Origin of the sequence: Streptomyces uncialis (assembly GCF_036250755.1) — a bacterium.
GTDB classification, from domain to species: domain Bacteria; phylum Actinomycetota; class Actinomycetes; order Streptomycetales; family Streptomycetaceae; genus Streptomyces; species Streptomyces uncialis.
Genome location: NZ_CP109583.1, coordinates 2,592,514 through 2,616,402, shown reverse-complemented (window position 1 = coordinate 2,616,402; position 23,889 = coordinate 2,592,514). Strand labels below are relative to the sequence as shown.

The 23,889-nt window shown below is 71.4% G+C and carries 20 protein-coding genes; 9 read left to right on the top strand and 11 right to left on the bottom strand.

All coding sequences use genetic code 11. The features are described from left to right. Positions 1-75: 75 nt before the first annotated feature. The 7 genes from OG711_RS10625 to OG711_RS10600 form a co-directional block, all read right to left on the bottom strand. Positions 76-573 carry a cupin domain-containing protein gene (locus OG711_RS10625; protein WP_245876814.1) on the bottom strand — a complete coding sequence of 166 codons (498 nt, stop codon included), beginning with the start codon at positions 571-573 and terminating at the stop codon, positions 76-78. 170 nt (positions 574-743) lie between these two features. Continuing rightward, complete coding sequence (locus OG711_RS39100; RefSeq protein WP_331454204.1) at positions 744-791, bottom strand: hypothetical protein; 48 nt, start codon at positions 789-791, stop codon at positions 744-746. Between the two features lie 252 nt (positions 792-1,043). Continuing rightward, positions 1,044-2,636, bottom strand: coding sequence for an FAD-dependent monooxygenase (locus tag OG711_RS10620; protein ID WP_329559134.1), 1,593 nt, complete (start codon positions 2,634-2,636; stop codon positions 1,044-1,046). A 384-nt stretch (positions 2,637-3,020) separates the two neighbouring features. Continuing rightward, on the bottom strand, positions 3,021-3,971 hold the full coding sequence (locus OG711_RS10615) for an amino acid ABC transporter permease (protein WP_073789342.1): 951 nt from the start codon (positions 3,969-3,971) through the stop codon (positions 3,021-3,023). After that, positions 3,968-4,615 (bottom strand): amino acid ABC transporter permease, encoded by a 648-nt coding sequence (locus tag OG711_RS10610; RefSeq protein ID WP_073789345.1) that lies wholly within the window; start codon positions 4,613-4,615, stop codon positions 3,968-3,970. Before OG711_RS10610 ends, OG711_RS10615 begins: the two co-directional genes overlap by 4 nt. A gap of 153 nt (positions 4,616-4,768) precedes the next feature. Then, positions 4,769-5,686, bottom strand: a complete 918-nt coding sequence (locus OG711_RS10605; RefSeq protein ID WP_073789348.1) for a glutamate ABC transporter substrate-binding protein — start codon at positions 5,684-5,686, stop codon at positions 4,769-4,771. 180 nt (positions 5,687-5,866) lie between these two features. Continuing rightward, a complete protein-coding gene (locus OG711_RS10600; protein WP_329559133.1) occupies positions 5,867-6,643 on the bottom strand; it encodes an amino acid ABC transporter ATP-binding protein in 777 nt (258 codons plus the stop codon). Positions 6,644-7,176: 533 nt separating this feature from the next. Here OG711_RS10600 and OG711_RS10595 point away from each other — a divergent pair. Both OG711_RS10595 and OG711_RS10590 read left to right on the top strand, forming a co-directional pair. Continuing rightward, positions 7,177-7,875 carry a response regulator transcription factor gene (locus OG711_RS10595; RefSeq protein ID WP_073790369.1) on the top strand — a complete coding sequence of 233 codons (699 nt, stop codon included), beginning with the start codon at positions 7,177-7,179 and terminating at the stop codon, positions 7,873-7,875. Between the two features lie 9 nt (positions 7,876-7,884). After that, complete coding sequence (locus OG711_RS10590; RefSeq protein WP_073789352.1) at positions 7,885-9,288, top strand: sensor histidine kinase; 1,404 nt, start codon at positions 7,885-7,887, stop codon at positions 9,286-9,288. A 217-nt stretch (positions 9,289-9,505) separates the two neighbouring features. Here OG711_RS10590 and OG711_RS10585 read toward each other — a convergent pair whose 3' ends face one another. Continuing rightward, positions 9,506-10,501, bottom strand: a complete 996-nt coding sequence (locus OG711_RS10585; RefSeq protein ID WP_266510315.1) for a TAXI family TRAP transporter solute-binding subunit — start codon at positions 10,499-10,501, stop codon at positions 9,506-9,508. A 206-nt stretch (positions 10,502-10,707) separates the two neighbouring features. Between OG711_RS10585 and miaB the strand changes: the two genes are divergently transcribed. Both miaB and OG711_RS10575 read left to right on the top strand, forming a co-directional pair. Further along, positions 10,708-12,216, top strand: a complete 1,509-nt coding sequence (miaB, locus tag OG711_RS10580; protein WP_405674815.1) for a tRNA (N6-isopentenyl adenosine(37)-C2)-methylthiotransferase MiaB — start codon at positions 10,708-10,710, stop codon at positions 12,214-12,216. A gap of 198 nt (positions 12,217-12,414) precedes the next feature. Further along, positions 12,415-13,140, top strand: a complete 726-nt coding sequence (locus OG711_RS10575) for a class III extradiol ring-cleavage dioxygenase family protein (RefSeq protein WP_266507585.1) — start codon at positions 12,415-12,417, stop codon at positions 13,138-13,140. A gap of 466 nt (positions 13,141-13,606) precedes the next feature. On the opposite strand, the gene OG711_RS10570 is transcribed toward OG711_RS10575, so the two are convergent. Further along, a complete protein-coding gene (locus tag OG711_RS10570) occupies positions 13,607-13,933 on the bottom strand; it encodes a hypothetical protein (protein WP_266507583.1) in 327 nt (108 codons plus the stop codon). Positions 13,934-14,114: 181 nt separating this feature from the next. On the opposite strand from OG711_RS10570, the gene miaA reads away from it, so the two are divergent. From miaA to OG711_RS10550, 4 genes are all read left to right on the top strand, one after another. Next, positions 14,115-15,053, top strand: a complete 939-nt coding sequence (gene miaA, locus OG711_RS10565) for a tRNA (adenosine(37)-N6)-dimethylallyltransferase MiaA (protein WP_073789362.1) — start codon at positions 14,115-14,117, stop codon at positions 15,051-15,053. A 107-nt stretch (positions 15,054-15,160) separates the two neighbouring features. After that, positions 15,161-15,679, top strand: coding sequence for a hypothetical protein (locus tag OG711_RS10560; RefSeq protein ID WP_266510313.1), 519 nt, complete (start codon positions 15,161-15,163; stop codon positions 15,677-15,679). 604 nt (positions 15,680-16,283) lie between these two features. Beyond that, positions 16,284-18,443 carry a RelA/SpoT family protein gene (locus OG711_RS10555; protein ID WP_073789366.1) on the top strand — a complete coding sequence of 720 codons (2,160 nt, stop codon included), beginning with the start codon at positions 16,284-16,286 and terminating at the stop codon, positions 18,441-18,443. 125 nt (positions 18,444-18,568) lie between these two features. After that, positions 18,569-20,134, top strand: coding sequence for a M1 family metallopeptidase (locus OG711_RS10550; RefSeq protein WP_266507579.1), 1,566 nt, complete (start codon positions 18,569-18,571; stop codon positions 20,132-20,134). A gap of 25 nt (positions 20,135-20,159) precedes the next feature. On the opposite strand, the gene OG711_RS10545 is transcribed toward OG711_RS10550, so the two are convergent. Next, positions 20,160-20,300 carry a hypothetical protein gene (locus OG711_RS10545; protein WP_266507577.1) on the bottom strand — a complete coding sequence of 47 codons (141 nt, stop codon included), beginning with the start codon at positions 20,298-20,300 and terminating at the stop codon, positions 20,160-20,162. Positions 20,301-20,531: 231 nt separating this feature from the next. Between OG711_RS10545 and hflX the strand changes: the two genes are divergently transcribed. After that, a complete protein-coding gene (gene hflX, locus OG711_RS10540) occupies positions 20,532-22,031 on the top strand; it encodes a GTPase HflX (RefSeq protein ID WP_073789370.1) in 1,500 nt (499 codons plus the stop codon). 455 nt (positions 22,032-22,486) lie between these two features. On the opposite strand, the gene OG711_RS10535 is transcribed toward hflX, so the two are convergent. Further along, positions 22,487-23,701: a trypsin-like serine peptidase gene (locus OG711_RS10535; RefSeq protein ID WP_073789372.1), complete on the bottom strand. Its 1,215-nt coding sequence runs from the start codon at positions 23,699-23,701 to the stop codon at positions 22,487-22,489. Between the last annotated feature and the right edge of the window lie 188 nt (positions 23,702-23,889).

Genomic DNA, 23,889 nt, shown 5'->3' with positions numbered 1-23,889 from the left:
ACTCCTCCCGGCGGACGTCGTCCCTCTCGGATCGCGTCACGGATCGCGTCGCCGTGGTCGGCGTACCTTCGTCGCTCACTGCCAGTCCTCCGGACGTTCGACCTGCTCCAGTCGCAGGACCTGCCCCGAGCGGCTGAAGCGCCGGATCCGGGGCAGCGGCGGGTAGTAGGCGTGCACGGAGACGGCGTGTTCGGTCACCGACTCGTTCAGCACCTCGTGCACATGATGCTGGCCGAAGGCGCGTCCCTGGCCGGCGGTCAGCCGTCGTTCCCGGTCGAGTCCCTCGGTGAGTTCGAGGGTCCGCCAGCCGTCGCTGGGCAGTCGCGCGCTCAGGGAGTGTTCCTTCAGCTCACCGCGCGCGGTGAGGAAGGCGCCGACGGACTCGGCGTGGTCGTGCCAGCCGGTGCCCGTCCCGGGCGGCCAGCCGATGAGCCACGCCTCACTGCCTCCCGGGCCCTCGATCCGGACCCAGGTACGGCCCTCGGGGTCCAGGGGCAGGGAGGCGATGAGGCCGGTGTCCGCGGCGGCGCGGCGGACGAAGTCGAGGAGTTCCGCCTGCGCGGGGGGTCGCACGGACCCGGGGGCGGAAGAGGAGGGGGCTACGGACGCGGAAGGGGACACGGTGCCGTCCTGGAGGTTCGCAGGGGTCACGCGCCGGACACGGACGGGACGCGGCGTACACGGAGGTACGCGCGTACGGAAGCGGAACCGTACGGCGGCGGCGTGGGAAGAGGGGAGCGAAGTCAGCAGGACGAGCGACACACGCAGCCCGCGTAGCGGACGAGGTCCATATGGACCCTCCGCCACAGGCGCACATCGGTGTCGGTCACGTTCCGGAGTAGACCATGGTGCCGAAAGACCGGTCAACCGAGTGTCGCAGTACGGACGTCGCACGCGGCAAACGGCCACGGAGCGTGTGCGATCCGGCGTGCGCCCCGCGATCCGGTGCCCCGACCGACCCCGTCAGGACGGTCCCGCCGGGTCGGCCAGGACGCCGGTGCTCCCGGTGCTTCCCCCGGGAACACGCCCACGCGCGCGGGGTGTCATCCGGCGTCGGACGTCTCCGTGGCCTCGCCGGCCCCGCCCAGCGCGATATCGGCCGCCGCGTACAGCGCGCCGGGCTGGACGCCGTTGAAGGCGGCCACCAGATGTCCGTCCGGACGGATCAGCAGCACGGTGTGCGCCGCGGCCCGGGGGTACGACTCCGTGACGAGGAGTTCGGCACGGCAGGGGAGCGCGGCCACCGCCGCCGTGAGCCGGGGCATGATCCCGGCACCGGCCCAGTGCCGCCGTTCCCACACCCCGGTGCCGGGCGCGACCAGGAGTACGATCAGATGGTCGAGGCCCAGCCGCTCCCGCAACCGCACGAAGGAGCCGTCCTCGGCCGTCACCCGCACATCCACGGCGAGCGCCCCCACGGGGGTGCCCACCGGCACGGATTCGGGGAACGGCGCGGGGGTCAGGGGTGAGCCCGCGTGGGTGCCGGGCGCGCCGAGCGGGCCGCGCCCCAGATGACCGTCCGTGAGCAGGGCGTCATGCCCACGGGTGGTGCCGGGGACATAGGCCCGCAGCCCGCCCGACCCGCGCAGCGCCGGGAGCGACTGGTCGGCGGCGCGCAGCCGGGCGGCCACCAGGGCCCGGCGCTCGGTCTGATAGCTGGCCAGCAGTTCGTCCGAGGGGCCGTGGTGCCAGGCGTGGGCGAGCTTCCAGGCGAGGTTCTCGGCGTCGCGCAGCCCCTCGTCGAGACCCTGGGTACCGAGGGCGCCGAGCAGATGGGCGGCGTCCCCGGCGAGGAAGGCCCGTCCGACGCGCCATCGGCGGGCCAGCCGGTGATGGACGGTGTGGACCCCGGTGTCGATGAGTTCGTAGGGCGGTGTGACTCCGCCGTTCCAGCCGGTGAGGGTCTCGTGGACACGTGCGACGAGTGCCTCGGGGGTGACCAGTTCGTTCCTCGGGGGCAGCAGCCAGTCGAGGCGCCACACCCCGTCGGCCAGCGGCCGGCCGGTCACCTCGCTGCCGGAGAGCCGCCAGGGCGGCATTCGGTGCAGCAGCGCCTCGCCGGCCCAGGGGAGTTCCGTGCGGAGCGCGGCGACCGCGTGGCGTTCGACGGCGGTCCGGCCCGGGAAGCGGATGTCGAGCAGCTTGCGGACGGTGGACCGCGGGCCGTCGCATCCGACCAGGTAACTGCCGCGCCACCAGGTGCCCTTGGGGCCCCGGGTGTGGACGGTCAGACCGGACCGCTCCTGCTCGATCGCGTCCACCCGGCTGTCGACGGAGACCTTGACGAGCGTCTCCTTGGCGATCGCGTCGCGCAGCGCGGCGGTCAGCGAGTGCTGGGCGAGGTGGACCGGCGACGGATCGGCGTCGTCGAAGGTGACCTGCTGCACCAGCTGCTTGCGGCGCTGGGCGCGCCAGCCCGTCCAGCGCGTCCCGACGCCCCCTTCCGTGAGCGGGGTCCCGGTCAGCCGCTGGACGAGCTGCGCCGTGTCGTCGCGCAGGACGGCGGTCCGCGCGGGGCGCTGCTCGTCCTTGCCGGGGCCCTCGTCGAGCAGGACGCACGGTACGTCGTGCCGTGCGAGCGCGAGGGAGAGCGTGAGCCCCACCGGGCCCGCTCCGACGACGATCACCGGGTCCACGGTGTGGCGCCCCCTGCCCGGAGAGGAGTCCGTGACGGCTGGTCAGATGTACGGAACGTACTGCGGCGGAACAACGGAGCAGGGTGCGCGATCACAGAACGTATGCAACCCATTGCCGGTGCTTGCGTCAAGCGACGAAGGCAGTGGCGAGCACGCCACTGCCTTCCTGGGCACACATTCAGCTCACACGACGTCAGATGACCACGTTACGCGACCTGTGCCGCGCCGCACACCCCGCCTCGGACCGCGGGCCGGGCGCGGTCCCGGGAGCTCTCAGGGAGCCCCCTGGAAGGCCGCCGAGCCCGAATGAAGCCCCCGGAAGGCCGCCCGGGAGCCCCCAGGGAGACCCTGCGGACTCCCGGGGCGGCGCCAGGGCGGCCGTTCTCAGGGCAGGTCGGACTTCTTGACGCCCGCCGCTTCCACGGCCGGGCCTTCCCCGGCCGGCTGGGCGGGGATCATGTCCGAGGGCTCCGGACCGGTGGTCGCGGCGACCGCGATCCCGGTCTTGGTCCGGCTGCCGCGTCGCTCGATCCAGCTCGCCAGCGACGCCAGCGCCAGACAGAGGGTGACGTAGATGGCGCCCACGACGATGACGACGGGTGTGATCGGGTTCTCGCCGTTCACGATGATGTTGTTGGCCATCTCGCGGGCCTCGAACAGCAGCTCCGGGTAGAGGATGATGTAGCCGAGCGAGGTGTCCTTCAAGGTCACCACGAGCTGGCTGATGACCGTCGGCAGCATCGAGCGCACCGCCTGCGGCAGCAGCAGCATCGTCATCACCTGCGACTTGCGCAGACCCAGCGCGTACGCCGCTTCCACCTGTCCGCGCGGGACGGCGTTGATCCCCGCGCGCAGGACCTCCGCCTGGACGCATCCGTTGTAGACGCTCAGCCCGATGACCAGGGCCCAGAAGGCGGTGTTGTCGCCGATGGGGCCGAGGCTGTCCCGGTAGGACAGGAAGACGACCCACAGCGCGTAGATGGTGATCAGCAGCGGGATCGCGCGGAACAGCTCGATGAACCAGGTGGCGGCCAGACTGACCGGCTTGTGGTCGGACAGCCGGGCCACCGCGAGCAGCAGCCCCAGCACCAACGACAGCAGGCCCGCGATGGCGAACACCTTCAGGGTGCTCAGCAGGCCGTCCCGGATGTCGGCGCGCACCCCGGCGTTGTTGAAGATGTTCCAGACCTCGGGCTCCAGCTGGCCCTTGACGTTCAGCCGGTACACGGCGAACACGATCAGGGCGAGCACGGCCGCGGAGCCGACCACGGTGTAGACGCGGTTGCGTACGCGGGCCTTGGGCCCCGGTGTGTCGTACAGGACGCTCGAACTCATCGGGCGACCCCCATGCGTCGCTCCAGCAGCCGGAACATGCCGCTGATGGTGAAGGTGATGATCAGGTAGCCGAGGGCCACCCACAGGAAGATCCAGGCGATCGCGAAGCCCTGGTCACTGAGGAGTTTCTGGACGCCGAACAGTTCGGTGGCGCTGAAGGCGCCCGCGATGGCGGAGTTCTTCGTCAGCGCGATGAAGATCGAGCTGAGCGGCGGCAGCACGGTCCGGGTCGCCTGGGGCAGCACGATCAGCCGCAGGGTCTGGAAGAACGACATCCCGAGGGAGCGCGCGGCCTCGGCCTGGCCCAAGGGGACCGTGTTGATGCCGGAGCGCACGGCCTCGCAGACGAACGCAGAGGTGTAGCAGCCCAGTGCGAGCAGGGCCTTCGTCCAGGGACTCAGCCCCGGCATGAAGATGACCGGCACCACGAACCAGGCGACGAGGAAGAGCAGCGTCAGGGGGGTGTTGCGGAAGAGGGTCACCCAGGCCGTGCCGAAGTAGCGCAGCGGGGGGACGGGGGAGACACGGAATCCGGCGATGATGACACCCAGCAGCATCGCGAGCAGCCCGCTGGCCAGCGTCAGCAGGATGGTGCCGATGAAACCCTCGCGGAACTCCGGGAGATGGTCGAGCAGTACGTTCACGGGGATGTCCTCGTGGGCGGCGGGCGGGCAGGGAGGGCCGCCGCCGGACGTGTCCTGGGGAGGAGCCGTCCGGGGCGGCCGGAGTGCTGCCGGGGAACCGGGGACCTCCTCACGGCCGTCGGAGGACGGCCGCGGGAGGTGTCAGGGAGCGGCTCAGTAGCGTTCGAGCGCCGGGGGCTCGATGTACGAGGAGCCGGACAGGCCGAGCGTCGCGTCGTACGCCTTCTTGTAGTCGCCGTTCTTCTGGTGCGCCTCGACGGCGTCCGACACGGCGGTCCGCAGGGCCTTGTCGTCCTTGTTCATGCCGATGCCGTAGGGCTCCTTGGTGAACGTCTTGCCGACCACCTTGAGCTTCTCCGGGCGCTGCGCGGCGTAGCCCTTGAGGATCGCGTCGTCCGTGGTGACGGCGTCGACCTCCTTGTTCAGCAGCTGCTGCACGCACTCGGAGTACTTGGAGAGCTCGACCGTCTTGGCGCCGTACTTGGGCTTCTTGATCTCCGTGAGCGGGGTGGAGCCCTTGATGGAACAGACCGTCTTGCCCTTGAGGGAGTCCGACCCGGTGATGGCGGTGTCGTCCTTGCGGACCAGCAGGTCGGCGCCCGCGAGGAAGTACGGACCGGCGAAGCCGACCTGCTTCTTGCGCTCGGGGTTGATGGTGTACGTGCCGACGTACAGGTCGACCTCGCCCTTGGAGATGGCGGTCTCGCGGACGTTCGAGTCGACGGTCTTGAACTCGATCTTGTCGGCCGCGAAGCCGAGGTCGGCGGCGACCATCTTGGCGATCTCGATGTCGAAGCCGGACCGCTCGCCGTCGGTGGCCTCGAAGCCGAGGAACGGCTGGTCGTTCTTGGCGCCGATCACGAGCTTGCCCTTGCCCTGGGCCTTCTTGAGGACCGGGGAGTCCACGGCCACGTCCTTGGCGACCGTGTAGGTGGGCAGCTTCGGGGCGTCCTTGCCGTCGGTGCCCCCGGCGGGCTTGTCACCGGCGTTGCCGGACTCGCCGCCGCAGGCGGTCAGGGTGAGCGCGAGTACGGCGATCGCCGCCACGGCGGCGGAGTTGCGGAGCTTCATCAGGGGGCATCCTTCGTGTCGGCGGGAACAGCGAGATCGGCGGAGCGGCGGAATCGGCGCGTACGGCGTTCGTCGGGGCGCGGGCACCTCGCCCGCGGTCCGAAGTGGCGGAAGACGCCCGGGAAGGGCCTTGGAGGGCCTTCCCGGGGCGTCTGCGGCCGTCGGGCGGCCGGGCGGAGGTCAGTGGTGCAGGATCTTCGACAGGAAGTCCTTGGCGCGGTCGCTGCGCGGGTTGTTGAAGAACTGCTCCGGGACCGCTTCCTCCACGATGCGGCCGTCGGCCATGAAGACGACCCGGTTGGCGGCGGAGCGGGCGAAGCCCATCTCGTGGGTGACGACGACCATCGTCATACCGTCATGCGCGAGCTGCTGCATCACCTCCAGGACCTCGTTGATCATCTCCGGGTCCAGTGCGGAGGTGGGCTCGTCGAAGAGCATCACCTTGGGGTCCATCGCCAGCGCCCGCGCGATCGCCACGCGTTGCTGCTGACCGCCGGAGAGCTGCGCCGGGTACTTGTCCGCCTGGGTGCCGACACCGACCCGGTCCAGCAGCGCGCGTGCCTTCTCCTCCGCGGCCTTCTTCTCGGTCCTGCGGACCTTGGTCTGCCCCAGCATCACGTTCTCCAGCACCGTCTTGTGCGCGAAGAGGTTGAACGACTGGAAGACCATGCCGACATCGGCCCGCAGCCGGGCCAGCTCCCGCCCCTCCTGGGGCAGCGGCCGGCCGTCGATCGTGATGGCACCCGAGTCGACCGCCTCCAGCCGGTTGATCGTGCGGCACAGGGTCGACTTGCCCGAACCGGAGGGCCCGATGACGACAACGACCTCACCACGGGTGATGGTCAGATCGATGTCCTGGAGCACATGCAGCGCGCCGAAGTGTTTGTTGACGTTCTTCAGCACGACCAGTTCGTCGGCGGTGGGTGCGGCGTCCTTGGTCACCGACACTTCAGTCATCGGCCATAGCTCCGTCCTCGTCGGTTGGGAGGACAGTAGTGACGCTCCGATGCCATAGTCAGTACATCTGAGGGGAACTTGAGCATAACGATCTGATCGCGCACACTCACGTTGTGTGAGGATCGCACCACGCTCGCGTACCGGGTGGGTAACGGAACGCGTCGTGCCTCCGATCGCCCTTGACGTGGTCCTTTGTCATCGGAGTGGATGCGTGGACACGTGTGGGAACGGGAATCGCGCGTGCGTACCGGCGGGGGTGGGACAGCGTTCACGGGGAATCGGCCGCGGCTGTCCCGTCCGGCGTCCCGGTCACGTCCCGTCCGGCACCCCCGGTCGTGGCGGACCGGCGCCCGCCGCACAGCGTGGTCCGCCCGGCGACGGGCACATGCGCGTGGGGCACACTCCGCCTCACCGCGGGGCACGGTACGCCCGGTCCCCGGACCGGCACCCGCCCACCGACAACAGGTGTACAGGCCGACGACGACGTACGGACGTACCGGAACGGAACCGAACGTGAACTGGAGGGAGCCCGCATGAGACTCCTCCTCGTCGAGGACGACGACCATGTCGCCGCCGCCCTGTCCGCGGTGCTGGCACGGCACGGCATCCGTGTCGTCCACGCCCGCAGCGGTGAGGAGGCCCTGCGCGCGCTGCTGCCCGACACGGCACCCGACCAGCCGCCGTTCGCCGTGGTCCTGCTCGACCTCGGGCTGCCCGACCAGGACGGCTACGAGGTCTTCGGCAAGATCCGCAAACGCACCGGCACCCCCGTGATCATGGTGACGGCACGCTCCGACGTGCGGTCCCGGATACATGGCCTCAACCTCGGCGCCGACGACTACGTCGTCAAGCCCTACGACACGGGTGAGCTCCTCGCGCGCATCCACGCCGTGAGCCGACGCGGCGCCCCGGGCGAGACGGCCACCACCGCGTGCGACGAACTCCGGCTCGGGCCCGTGCACATCGAACTGCCCAACCGGCGCGTCAGCGTCGACGGCACCCCCGTCCAGCTCACCCGCAAGGAGTTCGACCTGCTGGCACTGCTCGCCCAGCGCCCCGGTGTCGTCTTCCGGCGGGAGCAGATCATCAGCGAGGTGTGGCGCACCAGCTGGGAGGGCACGGGACGCACCCTGGAAGTGCATGTCGCGTCCCTGCGCTCCAAACTGCGCATGCCCGCCCTCATCGAGACCGTCCGTGGCGTGGGCTACCGGCTCGTCGCCCCGGCACCGTAGAGGCCGAGGGTGCGCGCACGTCTTCTCCCGCTGCTCATCGTCCTGATGGCGGGTGTCCTGCTCGCCCTCGGCTTCCCGCTGGGGGCGAGTGTCGCGGCACAGGAACAGCAGACCGTCGTCATCGACCGGATCGACGACACGGCACGGTTCGCGTCGCTGGCCCAGTTCGTCACCGCGCGCGGCACCGGCTCCCGGGTGTCCACCACCGACGAACGCCGGGAGACCCTCCAGCAGGAGCTCTCCCGCTACCACGAGGTCTACGGGATCAGGGCCGGCGTCTACTTCCGCGACGACGCGCCCATGGCCAGCGCCCCCGCGAACTGGGCCCTGCCCGAACAGGGCGACGTCCGTGACGCGTTCGACGAGGCCCTGCTGTCGCGCCCCGGTCACGACCCCGCGCAGGTGTGGCCCTGGGAGCGCGGCCGACTGGTGGTGGCCTCCCCGGTCATCAGGGACGGCGACGTGATCGCCGTCGTCGTCACGGACTCGCCGACCGGGCAGATGCGGTACAAGACCCTGCGCGGCTGGCTGCTGATCGCCTTGGGTGAGGCGGCGGCGATGCTCGTCGCCGTCGGCGCCGCGCTCCGGCTGACCGGCTGGGTCCTGCGGCCCGTCCGCGTCCTGGACGCCACCACCCACGACATCGCCACCGGGCGGCTGAAGTCACGCGTGGCGCCCTCAGGCGGTCCTCCGGAACTCCGACGTCTGGCCCGGTCGTTCAACGAGATGGCCGACAACGTCCAGGACGTCCTGGAACAGCAGCGCGCCTTCGTCGCCGACGCGTCCCACCAGCTGCGCAATCCGCTGTCGGCGCTGCTGCTGCGCATCGACCTGCTCGCCCTGGAGCTCCCGGAGGACAACGCCGAGATCGCCTCCGTGCGCACCGAAGGCAAGCGGCTCGCCCAGGTCCTCGACGATCTGCTCGATCTGGCCTTGGCCGAGCACGCCGAGGCGGATCTGCGGCTCATCGACGTCGGCGCGCTCACCGCCGAGCGCGCCGACGCGTGGCGGCCCGTCGCCGACGACAAGGGCGTCCACCTGCGGCACCGCACCCCCGCGGTCACGGCGTGGGCCGATCCGATCGCCCTGTCCAGCGCGCTGGACGCGGTCATCGACAACGCCCTCAAGTTCACCCCCGGGGGAGCGGAGGTGGGCGTCACGGTCACCGCCGAGGGAGGCTGCTCCACGATCGTCGTGACGGACGGCGGCCCCGGCCTCACCGACGAGGAACTGGCCAGGGTGGGGGACCGGTTCTGGCGCAGCGCCCAGCACCAGAACATCAAGGGCTCGGGCCTCGGCCTGTCCATCGCCCGCGCCCTGCTGACCCCCGGCGGCGGACGTATCGAGTACGCCCGCGACGAGCCGGGCGGCCTGCGGGTGACCGTCACGCTGCCGCGTACGCGGGGCGAATGACGGGGGAGCCTCTCTGAGGGCCGACGGTCCTCCAGGGGTCCCCGGGCTCCGCTTGGTCCTCGGAACGGGCTCCACGGGCCGCCCAGGGCCCGCCGGAGCCGTCTCTGGCCCTGGGGCGAGGCATCTCCTGGTCGCCGGCGCCGGGTGACGCGGGCCAGGGCCAGTGCCGCGAGCCTCGGCCGACCGCGTGGTCCGGCCGGACTGGTGCCGGACGCCCCTACGGCTTCACCGAGCGGTAGTAGCTCCGGGCGCCGTCGTGCAGCGGCAGCGGGTCGGTGTAGAGGGCGGTGCGCAGATCGACCAGCTGGGCCGCGTGGACCCTGCCCCCGATGTGGTCGCGGCTGTCGATCACGGTGCGGGTGAGCCGCTCGGTCAGCTCGGGATCGAGCCGGTCCGTGGTGACCAGCAGATTCGCCACCGCCAGGGTCGACACCGCGGTGCCCTGCTGCGCCGACGGGTACGCGTCGGCGGGCATCACGGACGCCCGGTAGTAGCGCGAGGCGCCGCCCTGGTCGTGCAGTGCGTCGACCAGGTCACCGAGCTCCACGAAGCGCACGTCGAACTCCTCCGAGAGCTCGCGCACCGAGTTGGTGGGCAGACCGCCGGACCAGAAGAACGCGTCGATGTCGCCGCCCTTCAACGCGCTCGTCATGGTGTCGATCCCTATCGACACCGGCTCGATGTCGCGCTGCGGATCGAGCCCCGCCGCCCTCAGCACACGGTTCGCGATCAGCCGGACCCCGGACCCCACCTGGCCGACCGCGACCTTCTTGCCGCGTAGCTGGTCCGCCGCCAGCACGGAGGAGCCGCGTGGCACGACGAGCTGCACGTAGTCGTCGTACAGGCGGGCGCAGCCGCGCAGCCGGTCCGCTCCCGGACGGCCGTCCAGCCGGTACTTCTCGACGGCGTCCGCCGCGGCGACGGTGAAGTCGGCGGACCCTGAGGCCACCCGCCGTACGTTCTGCTGGGAGCCCTCGCTGGGGGTCAGCGTCACGTCGAGGTCCGGCACGTCGCGGGCCAGCGCGGTCCGCAGCAGCTTTCCGTAGCGCTCGTAGACGCCGGACCGCACCCCGGTGCTGAAGGTGACCTCGCCCCGGGGGGAGTCCTCCTCCAGCGGCAGCACCCACCACAGCAGCAGACCGAGCACGACGAGCGCCCCGGTGCCGCCCCGGAGGGCGCGGCGTCGGTCGATACGGGGCAGTGCCGGGAACATGGCCGCGATCCTGCCAGGCCGGGGCCGTGGCTGGATAGTGTTCATCGGGGTACCGAACCGGTCCCGGGTGCGGCGCCCGCGCGGGCGCGCCAGGTGTCCGACGGGCTCACCGACAGGTTTCTCGTCGAGGTCCGCCACCGCGTGGAGGACGGCCTGGCGGACCGGCCGACCGCAGCCCTTACCCTGGACAGGTGAGCGGTAACGACGTGGCTGGCGGAACAGTGGACGGTTTGAAAACGTACGAAGTGCGCACTTACGGGTGTCAGATGAACGTCCACGACTCCGAGCGACTCTCGGGGCTGCTGGAGGGCGCCGGATACGTCCGCGCGCCCGAGGGCGCCGACGGCGACGCCGATGTCGTCGTCTTCAACACCTGCGCCGTCCGGGAGAACGCCGACAACCGCCTGTACGGCAACCTCGGCCGCCTGGCCCCGATGAAGACCAAGCGCCCCGGGATGCAGATCGCCGTGGGCGGCTGCCTCGCCCAGAAGGACCGCGACACCATCGTCAAGCGCGCGCCCTGGGTCGACGTGGTCTTCGGCACACACAACATCGGCAAGCTGCCGGTGCTGCTGGAGCGGGCCCGCGTCCAGGAAGAGGCGCAGATCGAGATCGCCGAGTCGCTGGAGGCGTTCCCCTCGACCCTCCCGACCCGCCGCGAGAGCGCGTACGCCGCGTGGGTGTCCATCTCCGTCGGATGCAACAACACGTGCACGTTCTGCATCGTCCCCGCGCTGCGCGGCAAGGAGAAGGACCGCCGGACCGGCGACATCCTCGCCGAGATCGACGCGCTCGTCGCCGAGGGCGTCTCGGAGATCACCCTCCTCGGGCAGAACGTCAACGCGTACGGCTCCGACATCGGGGACCGCGAGGCGTTCAGCAAGCTCCTGCGCGCGTGCGGCACGATCGACGGTCTCGAACGGGTCCGCTTCACCTCGCCGCACCCGCGTGACTTCACCGACGACGTGATCGCCGCCATGGCCGAGACCCCGAACGTCATGCCGCAGCTCCATATGCCGCTCCAGTCGGGCTCCGACCCCGTCCTCAAGGCCATGCGCCGCTCCTACCGCCAGGAGCGCTACCTCGGCATCATCCGGAAGGTCCGCGAGGCGATCCCGCACGCCGCGATCACCACCGACATCATCGTGGGCTTTCCCGGCGAGACCGAGGAGGACTTCGAACAGACCCTCCATGTGGTGCGCGAGGCCCGCTTCACCCAGGCGTTCACGTTCCAGTACTCCAAGCGCCCCGGTACGCCCGCCGCGGAGATGGACGGCCAGATCCCCAAGGCCGTCGTCCAGGCCCGCTACGAGCGGCTGGTCGCCCTTCAGGAGGAGATCTCCTGGGACGAGAACAAGAAGCAGGTCGGCCGCACCCTCGACCTCATGGTCGCCGAGGGCGAGGGCCGCAAGGACGGGGCCACGCACCGGCTGTCCGGCCGCGCCCCCGACTACCGCCTCGTGCACTTCACCAAGCCCGACGAAGAGGTACGCCCGGGTGACGTGGTGACCGTGGAGGTCACCTACGCGGCACCGCACCATCTGCTCGCCGAGGGCGACGTCATCAAGGTGCGCCGCACGCGCGCGGGGGACGCCTGGGAGAAGCGCACCGCTCAGCCCGCCGCGCCGTCCGCCGGAGTCATGCTCGGCCTGCCGGGCATCGGTGTCCCCGCGCCCCTGCCCGCCGCCACCGGGGGCGCCTGCGGCGGTCTGTGACGGCTGCCGCGCGGGGGGAACGACGCCGACGCGCCACACGTGCGACACGTGCGGTACTCGTGGTGAGCTCCTGACCGCTGGGCCGGGGGCCTGTCCGCGCGTACGGTCACCGCGGCCGGTGGGGTGCCACGGTCGGGCGCCCCTACCGCGCGTGGGCGCGCTGGGACATCACCCGCGCGCGGGACTACCCTGCCGATCATGCTTGTCGCCGCCGCCGTCTGTCCCTGTCCACCGCTCCTCGTGCCCGAGGTCGCCGCGGGAGCCGCCCCCGAACTGGACGGGCTCCGTGCCGCGTGCGACGAGGCGCTGCGCACCGTGCTCGACGCCCGGCCCGAGCTGATCGTGGTCGTCGGCCCCGGTCCGGCGGCCGACTCCGCCTGGCACGACCAGGGCGCGCCAGGCAGCTTCCGGCCGTACGGCGTCGCGGTGGACGTACGGCTCGGCGCCACACCCGCGGGCGGCGCCGGGGTGCCCGTACTGCGGTCGCCGCTTCCGTTGTCGCTGACGGTGGGGGCCTGGCTGCTGGAGCGGGCGGGCTGGCGGGGCCCGGTACGCGGACTGGAGGTCGGTGCGGGCCGGGAGTGGCCGGCCAACAGCGAGGACGGGCTCCGGGTGGCCGCCCTGGCCGAGAGGGTGGGGCTCCTGGTGATGGGCGACGGCAGCGCGCGTCGCGACCTCAAGGCGCCCGGGTACCTGGACGAGCGGGCCGAGGAGGCCGACGCCGGTATCGCCGCGGCACTCGCCCGCACCGGCACGGACCATTTCCTCCCCTGGCTGGACGCGGACCTGGCCCGGGAGCTGATGATCTCCGGACGGTCCCCTTGGCAGGTCCTGGACGGCGCCGCCGGCGCGGCCCTCGGGGGGCGGCTGCTCTACGACGAGGCGCCCTACGGGGTGGGCTACTTCGTGGCGTCCTGGAGCTGAACCGCCGCGGCGCCCTCGGGAGCACGAGTGACGGTTGTGGGCGGTGGGTCGACCACGGGGAGCGGGTGGCTGGCGGGCCACGGGGGGGCGGCTGATGGGGCGGGACGCGCCCCATCAGCCGCCCAGATCATGCCTCAGGCCGCCGAGTCCGGTCCAGGAGGCGTCCGGCCTGCCCGCGGTGCCCCCGCCGCCGTCAGCGGGGCCCGTACGGCCTCCGGCGAGCCTTGGGCGTCCTTGGACCCGGGCCCTGCGGCGCGACCGTCCGCGGACCGTTCCCCGGCCTCGGGTCCCTGCCCGGCCGGGCCGCTCGTGGCACTCGGTGGGGCGGCGCCGTCCGGTGGGGGTTTCGTGGTCGGCCGGTCCAGGGTGTCCTCGGCCTCGCCGGAGCCCGGGTGGATCTTGTCGCTGTACTCGCGACCGAGGCCGGGCCGACCGGACGACGACCGGATCGGTGAGCGGGCGACCGCTACTTGCGGGCGCCCTCACCCGCTTCGTTGTCCGCCGCCTGCTCGGCGGACTGCTGCTTGGGGATCTCGACGGGCTCCGCCACCGCCCCCGTCCTGCTCGTGCAGCACCCGGCGGCGTCCGGGGTCTGCGCAGCCTTCGCGGACTTCTCCTGGACATCACTCCGGGGAGCGTCCTCGGTGCGGGCCTCCGGCGCGTCCGAGGCGGCCGAAGGGGCCGACCCCTCTTCGGCCGGGGCGTCGGCTGCCGGTGTCACATCCGCAGCCTTGGCCGTCGACGCCTCCTCCGCACCCTTCGGCTTGCGGAGAAACCGTGCGAAAACGCTCATAACTACTCCATACCCTGCTCGTTCGGGCGAAATCCCTCGCCGTCCGGTGCGTCCCATTGCGTCGCCCCGGGTTCCCCGTTCTCGAATCCGGCGCCAGGACCTCGCAACAGGCAACGACCCCGCGCGCGTGCCGTCACGTAACTCGTTCGGGAAGGGGCGCGAGGTTTGCGAGACTGGGGCGGTGAGTACCGCACCCCCCGCGCCGCGGGTCATCGCCGTCGTCGGGCCGACCGCGGCAGGAAAGTCCGATCTGGGCGTCTTCCTCGCCCAGCGACTCGGCGGCGAGGTCGTCAACGCCGACTCGATGCAGCTCTACCGGGGGATGGACATCGGCACCGCCAAGCTGACGACCGGGGAACGCGGCGGTGTCCCGCATCATCTGCTGGACATCTGGGACGTCACGGTGACCGCGAGTGTCGCCGAATACCAGCGCCTCGCCCGTGCCGAGATCGACCGGCTGCTCGCGGAGGGCCGCTGGCCCGTCCTCGTCGGCGGTTCCGGCCTCTACGTCCGCGGCGCCATCGACCACCTGGAGTTCCCCGGCACCGACCCGGTCGTGCGGGCCCGGCTGGAGGACGAGCTGACCCTGCGCGGCTCCGGAGCCCTGCACGCGCGACTGTCGGCCGCGGACCCCGACGCAGGCCGCGCGATCCTCCCGAGCAACGGCCGCCGTATCGTGCGCGCCCTCGAAGTGATAGAGATCACCGGCAGGCCGTTCACGGCCAATCTTCCCGGCCACGAGTCCGTCTACGACACCGTGCAGATCGGTGTCGACGTCCCCCGCGCCGAACTCGACGAGCGCATCGCCACGCGCGTGGACCGTATGTGGGAGGCCGGCCTGGTGGACGAGGTGCGGGCACTGGAGGAGCGGGGACTGCGTGAGGGCCGTACCGCCGCCCGGGCCCTCGGCTACCAGCAGGTGCTCGCCGCGCTCGCGGGGGAGTACGGCGAACGGGAGGCGCGGGACGAGACCGTCCGCGCCACCAAGCGCTTCGCGCGCCGCCAGGATTCATGGTTCCGCCGCGACCCGCGGGTCCACTGGCTCAGTGGCGCCCTGCCGGATCACCGGGAACTCCCGGCACGTGCCCTGGCGTTGCTCGAACGAGCGGTCACAGCCTGATCACGTGATGGCATCGGGACGCTCCGGCCGTCATCCCGGCCCCCTGTGCCGTGCCATCATCGAGCGACGATCGACCAGTGAAGTCCGAAGTGGGAGGGCGCGTGGCGATGGAGGCCGGCCCTCGTGACACCGCACCAGGCGACCAGCACGGGACAGCGCGTGCGGACGCCGCCCGCACCCCGCGGGTACCGCCCCAGGCGGGCGACGGACTCACCCCTGACGGACCCGACAGCATCTCCGGCATCGTCCCGGTCGACGGCCTCACGGCCGACGTGATCGACACCGGGCCCGAGGTCGAGGTGGAACTGCGGCCCCGGGGCAAACTGCGGTTGTGGCAGCTCGCCCCGATCGTCGGACTCGGCGCTCTCGGCTCGCTGATGTTCGCCTTCCCGCTCGCCTTCGAGTTCGGTGACGGTGGTGCGGTCGTCGCCATGCTGGGCCTGCTCATCTGCTCCTGCGCCGCGGGCTGGGGCATGATGGCCGCCCGCCGGGTCGGCTACACCTGGCCGGGCCTGCCGCAGCGCGGCTCCGGCCGCCGCCCCGACTGGCGGGTCATCGCCCTCTACGTGGTCGTCGTCGCCGCTGTCGTCGCCCTCGCCGTGTGGCGAGTGGCCCGCCTGCGCTGACCCCCCGTCCGGCTCGCGCCACTGAGGTCGACCCCCCGGGGCTTGTCCGAGCCCTCGCGCGCGGGGCGACGCTCTCCGGCTGCACCCGCCCCATGGCCGCTTAGGGCACCCGCGTACGACACCCGCCTGTGGGTCCCGACCCGCATGGCACCCGCCCGTGGCAGCGAGCCGCGCAGCGCGCCCGCCCGTGTCCCCGATGACAGCCCCGCGCGCGGGACTATCGAGCCCATCCCGTGACGTCCCGCGCGTGGGACGTCGTGTCCGCGTTCTCCCCGCACTCCTCGAAGAACCTTTCGAGACGCCGCCTCCGGGGCGCGCGCAACGGGGCGCCCGAAGTCGCGTGGCGCCCCCCACGGCTACGCCGTACGGCTGAAAAAGCTCACCCTGGCCGGAACCCATCTCCCCGTTCCCGGATGTGTAAACCCACGATCACTCCCACGAACGGGTGATCCGTTTCACGCTCGTCGAGAGCCGGTCCGCCGGACGTGGTGAGCTCGGTAGCATCAAGCACCGGCCCGGACGGGAGACCACCCGCACACCTCCAGCAGTTGAACGCCTGGAGGCGACCTTTCCGCACCGCCGGTCGACGCAGCCGGAGGTGCCCATGAGCGCGGAGGCCACAAACCCTGCGACCCCAGACTCCCTGACGCCCGGAGCCCACCGCAGGCGCGGCCGCCCCCGCATCGACCTGCGCCGACTGGGCCGCGCCGCCCTGCTGGGGCCCGCGAGCAGGGACCGGCTGCCGGACGCCATCGGGCATGTGGTCGAAGCCCACCGTGCCCACCACCCCGACGCCGCGCTGGACGCCCTGCGCCGCGCGTACGTGCTCGCCGAGTCCTCCCACCGGGGACAGATGCGGAAGAGCGGTGAGCCGTACATCACACACCCGCTCGCCGTCACCCTGATCCTCGCCGAACTCGGCGCGGAGACCACCACCTTGACCGCCTCGCTGCTCCACGACACCGTCGAGGACACCGAAGTGACGCTGGAACAGGTACGCCAGGAGTTCGGCGAAGAGGTCTGCTTCATCGTCGACGGCGTCACCAAACTGGAGAAGGTCGACTACGGGGCCGCCGCCGAACCCGAGACCTTCCGCAAGATGCTCGTCGCCACCGGCAACGACGTCCGGGTGATGTCCATCAAACTCGCCGACCGGCTCCACAATATGCGCACCCTCGGCGTCATGCGCCCCGAGAAACAGGAACGCATCGCCAAGGTCACCCGGGATGTCCTCATCCCCCTCGCGGAACGCCTCGGCGTCCAAGCGCTCAAGACGGAGCTGGAGGACCTCGTCTTCGCGATCCTCCACCCCGAGGAGTACGCGTACACCAGGCACCTGATCGCGGAGAACGACGCCCGCGCGGACGACCCGCTCACCGAGACCGCCGACGCGGTACGCGCGGTCCTCAGGGAAGCGGGCATCCCGGCCGATGTCCTCATCCGGCCACGGCATCTGCTCTCCGTGCACCGGGTCCGCCTCAAGCGCGGCGAGCTGCGCGGCGCCGACTTCGGACGCCTGCTGGTCCTCGTCAACGAGGACGCCGACTGCTACGCGGTCCTCGGGGAACTGCACACCTGCTTCACCCCGGTCGTCTCGGAGTTCAAGGACTTCATCGCCGTCCCCAAGTACAACCTCTACCAGTCGCTCCACACCGCGGTGGCCCGCACCGACGGCGAGGTCGCCGAAGTCCTCATCCGCACCCACCAGATGCACAAGGCCGCCGAAGCCGGCGTCGTCGCCCTCGGCAACCCGTACACCGGCACCGACGAGCCGGTTGCCGTTCCCGTCGCCGCGGCACCCGGCACGGCCGACGCCACCCTGGGCGGCATGCTGCCCGAAGGCGAGCGCGCCGACCCCACCCGGCCCGGCTGGCTCTCCCGGCTCCTGGAATGGCAGCGCGCCGCGCCCGACCCCGACACCTTCTGGTCGACGCTGCGCGCGGACCTCGCCCAGGACCGGGAGATCACCGTCTTCCGCACCGACGGCGGCACCCTCGGGCTCCCGGCGGGCGCCACCTGCGTGGACGCCGCGTACGCCCGGTACGGCGAGGACGCCCACGCCTGCATCGGGGCCCGCGTCAACGGCCGTCTGGCGACGCTCAGCACCGTGCTGCGGGACGGCGACACCGTCCATCTCCTCATGAGCCAGGACACCTCGTCCGGGCCCTCCAGGGAGTGGCTGGACCACGCGGTAACCCCCGGCGCCAGGATCGCCATCGGCCGCTGGCTCGCCGCCCACCCCGACGACACCGAGACCCCCCAGAACGCCCCCAGGACGCCCGTGACGGCTCCCTCCGCCCGTCCCGGGGCCGCCGGGGCCGTCGTGGACCTGCCCGGCGCCTCCGTCCGTCTGGCGGGCTGTTGTACGCCCGTGCCCCCGGACGAGATCACGGCCTTCGCCGTCCGCGGGGGAGCGGCCACCGTCCACCGCGTCCGGTGCTCCGCCGTCACCCGCATGCTGAGCGCGGGACGCCCCGCCGTCGGCGTCCGCTGGGGAGACACCTCCGAGTACCGCGTCACCCTCGTCGCTGAATCGTTCGGCCGCCCCCATCTGCTCGCCGACCTGACGGAGGCCATCGCCCAGGAAGGCGTCGCGATCGTCTCGGCGACCGTCGAGCCCCCCGCCCGTCAGCAGGTACGCCACACCTACACCCTGCAACTCCCCGACGCCGCCCGGCTCCCCGCCCTCATCAAGGCCATGCGGAACGTCGCGGGGGTGTACGACGTCAGCCGCGCACAGCACCCGGCGGGCGCCGCACCGTAGAAGCACCCTCCACGCGCGCGTGGAGGGTGACGGGCCGGGACACGACCCGCGCGCGTGGGTCTCGTTCGGGTGCGCCTGGCGCGCGTCGCCACGGCACGGGGGCCGACCGCTGGTAGCGGTGATCCATGTTGCTCATCGACCGTTCCAGGGCCCCCAGGCCGTCCCGGCCGCCCGGCCCCAAGGCACCCCGGACCAGAGGCGCGCTGCTCGCCGTCGCCGCCACCTTCTCCCTGGTCGCCGCGAGCGTCCCCGCCCCGGCCGTCCCGCTGGGCGTCGGCGACCGGCTCTTCCCGAACCTCGGCAACCCCGGCTACGACGTGACCGCCTACGACCTGTCCTTCACCTACCCCGGCAGCAACGACAAGCCCCTGGCGGCGGTGACCCGGATCGACGCACTCGCCGTCGACCGGCTGGAGCGGTTCAATCTCGACTTCGCGTACGGCCGGGTCACCTCCGTCGTCGTCAACGGCGCCCCCGCGCGCTGGGCGGCCGTCGAGGAGGACCTGGTGGTCACCCCCGCCACGACCGTCCCACGGGGCACTCACCTGCGCGTCACCGTGCATCACACCAGTGATCCCGCACCCGGCGGAGACAACGACAGCGGCTGGGTCCGCACCACCGACGGGCTCGCCATGGCCAACCAGGCCGACGCCGCCCACCGGGTCTTCCCCTGCAACGACCACCCTTCCGACAAGGCCGCCTTCACCTTCCGTGTCACCGCTCCCAGCGCCCTCACAGCCGTCGCGAACGGACTGCCCGCCGGTGTCACCCGGGACGGCGGGACCACCACCTGGACCTACCGCACCGTCCACCCCATGGCCACCGAACTGGCCCAGGTGTCCATCGGCGCCTCCACCGTCGTCCACCGGGACGGCCCGCACGGACTGCCCCTGCGCGACGTCGTCCCCACCAAGGACCGCGACACCCTCGAACCCTGGCTGCGCCGCACCCCCGAACAGATCACCTGGATGGAGGAAAAGGTCGGCGGCTACCCCTTCGAGACATACGGGCTGCTGGTCGCGGAGGCACGCACCGGGTTCGAACTGGAGACACAGACCCTGTCCCTGTTCGAACGTGACCTCCTGCTCGGCGGGCGATACCCCGACTGGTACATCGAATCGATCATGGTGCACGAACTCGCCCACCAGTGGTTCGGCAACAGCGTCACCCCGCGCGCGTGGTCCGACCTCTGGCTCAACGAAGGACACGCCACCTGGTACGAGGCCGTCCACGCCGACGAGAACGGGCACCGGCCGCTCGAAACGAGGATGCGCGACGCCTACCTCAGATCCGACGAGTGGCGGGCCTCCGGAGGACCGCCGGCCATGCCCAAGGCGGCACAGCCCGGCCAGAAGATCAGCATCTTCCGCCCCATCGTGTACGAGGGCAGCGCGCTCGTCCTGTACGCCCTGCGGCAGAAGATCGGCCACCGCGCCTTCGAGCGGCTCGAACGCCTCTGGGTGACCACCTACCGTGACCGCACGGCTACCACCGAGAACTTCACCGATCTGGCGTCCGCGGTCTCCGGGCGCGACCTGCGCGACTTCTTCCAGGGCTGGCTGCACGGCACGACGACACCGCCCATGCCCGGCCATCCCGAATGGAGCGATCCACCGCCCCCGGCCACCTCGCGCGGCGAGTCGCCCGACGCCGAGCCGACCGCCCCGACGGCCCACCACCACCGGCCATGACGCCGACCGCCCGACGATGCCGGCCTCACCTGGTGAGGCCGCCCCGGCCGAACCGCGCACGGGCCTGTTCCTGCCCCGCCTGCTCCGGCCCTGGCTGCTCCTCCCGCTCAGGCGGCACCGGCTCCCCGGCCACGGTCCGGTCCGGGCCGGGCCGGGCGATGGACACTGCGGAAAACCTCAGTGCGCTCTGCGGAAAACCTCAGTGACGAGACGGCCCGTGCCGTGCGACCATCATCAGGTCGGCGACGCCTCCGCTTCCACGAGGAAACGCGGCCGGAAGCGGGACCTCCGGGAATCTCCGGACGGCCCCGCACGTTGACGAAGTGACGGGCATCAGCTCGTCGTACGGTCGGGTCGGCACCCGTCCAGCCACCTCTCCCCACGGCGTAAGGATCAAATGACCTCCTCTTCATCCCCTTCCCAGGACACGCAGAACTTCGCTCAGAACTACACCGAAGGTCTTCGGGCCGATGCCCTGATGGAAGAGGACGTCGCCTGGAGCCACGAGATCGACGGCGAGCGGGACGGCGAGCAGCTCGACCGCTCCGAACGCGCGGCCCTCAGGCGCGTGGCGGGTCTCTCCACCGAGCTGGAGGACATCACCGAGGTCGAGTACCGCCAGCTCCGCCTGGAGCGTGTGGTTCTCGTCGGGGTGTGGACCTCCGGCACCGCACAGGACGCGGACAACTCCCTCGCGGAGCTCGCCGCCCTGGCCGAGACCGCCGGCGCGGTGGTGCTGGACGGCGTGATCCAGCGCCGTGACAAGCCCGACGCGGCCACGTACATCGGTTCGGGCAAGGCCCGCGAACTGCTCGATCTGGTGATCGAGTCGGGCGCGGACACCGTCATCTGCGACGGAGAGCTCTCCCCGGGCCAGCTCATCCACCTGGAAGATGTCGTCAAGGTCAAGGTCATCGACCGTACGGCCCTGATCCTCGACATCTTCGCCCAGCACGCCAAGTCCCGTGAGGGCAAGGCGCAGGTCGCGCTCGCGCAGATGCAGTACATGCTTCCGCGACTGCGCGGCTGGGGTCAGTCGCTGTCCCGTCAGATGGGCGGCGGCAAGGGCGGCGGTCTCGCCACCCGAGGCCCTGGTGAGACCAAGATCGAGACGGACCGGCGCCGTATCCGCGAGAAGATGGCCAAGATGCGCCGGGAGATCGCGGAGATGAAGACCGGCCGCGAGATCAAGCGCCAGGAACGTCGGCGTAACAAGGTCCCCTCGGTCGCCATCGCGGGCTACACCAACGCCGGCAAGTCCTCCTTGCTGAACCGGCTGACCGGTGCGGGAGTACTCGTGGAGAACTCCCTCTTCGCCACCCTCGACCCGACCGTGCGCCGGGCCGAGACCCCGGGCGGCCGGGTGTACACGCTCGCCGACACCGTCGGATTCGTCCGGCATCTGCCGCACCACCTGGTCGAGGCGTTCCGTTCCACCATGGAAGAGGTCGGGGACTCCGATCTCATCCTGCACGTCGTCGACGGTTCCCACCCGGCACCGGAGGAGCAGCTGGCCGCCGTGCGCGAGGTCATCCGCGATGTCGGCGCGACCCATGTGCGCGAGATCGTCGTGATCAACAAGGCGGACGCGGCGGACCCGCTCGTCCTTCAGCGACTCATGCGGATCGAGAAGCACTCGCTCGCCGTCTCCGCGCGCACCGGCCAGGGCATCGAGGAACTGCTCGCGCTGATCGACTCGGAACTGCCCAGGCCCGAGGTCGAGGTCGAGGCCCTGGTGCCGTACACCCACGGTCAGCTCGTCGCCCGCGCCCATTCCGACGGCGAGGTGATCTCCGAGGAGCACACCCCGGAGGGCACCCTGCTCAAGGCCCGGGTGCATCAGGAACTGGCGGCCGACCTGGCGCCGTACGCTCCCCAGGCGTCGGCCACAGCCTGATCCGGTGAGGAGCGGGGGCGGCGCCTGAGTGCTCCGCCCCTTGCTCGTCGTACCGGGGCCCTCGCGGCACCGCCGCCAGGCCCGTAGCAGTCATGATCGACGGCCCTGTGCCGGTCCCTCCCTGGAGGGACCGGCACAGGGCCGTCGTCGTCGGGTGGACAGGGATTCCGCCTCTGGCAACCCCGGTACCCCGGCGCCCACCGGACCCCGGACCCCGGCACCCGGCACCACGAAGGGGTCGCGCTGATCCCGGGGGACCAAGCACCACCCCTTCGCCTTCCACAGCCAAGCCGTGCTTGCCGGATGGGTGTGGCGTCCATTCCGTCCAGGCCCGACAGCCTGCCCGGGTCCGTCACCGCCGGATGCCGGATACCAGCCGTCGGACGGCTATGGCTATGGCTATGGCTACGGCTACGGCTACGGCTCCCGACTGCCGGACACCGGCCGTCGGGAGGCTACTGACCGGCGAACTTCTTGCTCACCGCGTCGTACACACCCTTCGCCTCCGTGCCCAGATTCGGCCCAGCGAGCCAGCCGGCCGTCACCGGGCCGATCGAGGTGTTGGAGACAAGGGCGGGCTGACCGTCGGAACCCTCCGCGATCCAGCCACCGCCGGAGGAGCCACCCGTCATGGTGCAACCGATCCGGTACATCGTCGGCTCGTTCGCCGAGAGCGACAGCCGTCCAGGCGTGTCGGGGCACTGGAACAGCTTCTGTCCGTCGAACGGTGCCGAGGCGGGATACCCCTTCGCCGTCACGCTCCCGATCTCGGACGCCTCCGGGGCGTCGAAGTCGACCGGCAGCGCCGCGCCCACCGTCTCCTCCAGCGATCGTCCGTCGCCGCCCTCCTCGGGCGTCACATGCAGCACCGCGAAGTCGTACGGGGCGCCCTGCCCACCGGTCGGACCGCCCTGCTCGATCCACTGCGTCGACGTCTGCGCCCAGTTGGACCACCACACACCGAGCGGAGCGACCTCCTCGCGGGCCGCGCTCTCCAGCTCCGCCGACGACTTGCCGTTGTTGTTGTACGACGGCACGAACGCGATGTTCCGGTACCAGCCGCCGCTCTTGCCCGCGTGGACACAGTGCCCGGCCGTCCAGACGAGGTTGGACTTGCCCGGGTTCGCCGGATCCTTGACGACCGTCGCCGAGCACACCATGGAACCGTCGGGGCCGTCGAAGAACACCTTGCCCGCCTCGGCCGCACCCGTCCGGTACGGCGCGGTCACCGGCTGCGCGTCCACCGGCTCCGGCGTCGGATCGGTCACCCCCTGGTCGTCGGAGATGTCGCCCTCCTCGACCCCCTGGTCGGGCTGCTCGGCGTCACGCATCCGATCCGGGTCCCACAGACCGTCGATGATGGGGTTGACGTAGTCCTGCGCCTCGCGCAGCCACTTGTCCTTGTCCCAGTCCTTCCAGGCGCCGTCCCGCCACTTGTCCAGATCGATCCCATGATCCTTGAGACGGTTCTTGATGTCGTCGGGTATCTGGATCTTGCCGTCGTCGGCGGCCTGGCCGGTCTGCTGACCGCCCACGGTGTCGTCCTCCGAACCGCAGGCCGTCGCGGTGAGCGCGAGGGCCGCGCCCAGTGCGACCACGGCCGTCAACGGCCTTCTACGGCGCGCGCCCCCTTCACGGCGCGCGGTGAAGAGCGGGCGTATGGATCGCATGGTGTGACTCCCCCTGGCTTCGGGTCCTGTGTACTGCCGAGTGCGGCGTCCGGTGGACCGGACGAACGGCGCCATGAGTGACGCCACCTGCTCCGATACAGCCGAACGGCCCCCCACACTATGCCGGTGCGGTGGGGGACGGCCGACGGAACCGCAACGGTTCCGTCACGGCAAGGATCTTCCGATCA

Excerpts from the sequence above, each read along its gene's own strand:
- OG711_RS10615 (WP_073789342.1), bottom strand. The coding sequence starts at position 3,971 with ATGAGTTCGAGCGTCCTGTACGACACACCGGGGCCCAAGGCCCGCGTA.
- OG711_RS10605 (WP_073789348.1), bottom strand. The coding sequence starts at position 5,686 with ATGAAGCTCCGCAACTCCGCCGCCGTGGCGGCGATCGCCGTACTCGCG.
- OG711_RS10600 (WP_329559133.1), bottom strand. The coding sequence starts at position 6,643 with ATGACTGAAGTGTCGGTGACCAAGGACGCCGCACCCACCGCCGACGAA.
- OG711_RS10595 (WP_073790369.1), top strand. The coding sequence starts at position 7,177 with ATGAGACTCCTCCTCGTCGAGGACGACGACCATGTCGCCGCCGCCCTG.
- OG711_RS10585 (WP_266510315.1), bottom strand. The coding sequence starts at position 10,501 with ATGTTCCCGGCACTGCCCCGTATCGACCGACGCCGCGCCCTCCGGGGC.
- OG711_RS10575 (WP_266507585.1), top strand. The coding sequence starts at position 12,415 with ATGCTTGTCGCCGCCGCCGTCTGTCCCTGTCCACCGCTCCTCGTGCCC.
- OG711_RS10570 (WP_266507583.1), bottom strand. The coding sequence starts at position 13,933 with ATGAGCGTTTTCGCACGGTTTCTCCGCAAGCCGAAGGGTGCGGAGGAG.
- OG711_RS10560 (WP_266510313.1), top strand. The coding sequence starts at position 15,161 with ATGGAGGCCGGCCCTCGTGACACCGCACCAGGCGACCAGCACGGGACA.
- OG711_RS10555 (WP_073789366.1), top strand. The coding sequence starts at position 16,284 with ATGAGCGCGGAGGCCACAAACCCTGCGACCCCAGACTCCCTGACGCCC.
- OG711_RS10550 (WP_266507579.1), top strand. The coding sequence starts at position 18,569 with ATGTTGCTCATCGACCGTTCCAGGGCCCCCAGGCCGTCCCGGCCGCCC.
- hflX (WP_073789370.1), top strand. The coding sequence starts at position 20,532 with ATGACCTCCTCTTCATCCCCTTCCCAGGACACGCAGAACTTCGCTCAG.
- OG711_RS10535 (WP_073789372.1), bottom strand. The coding sequence starts at position 23,701 with ATGCGATCCATACGCCCGCTCTTCACCGCGCGCCGTGAAGGGGGCGCG.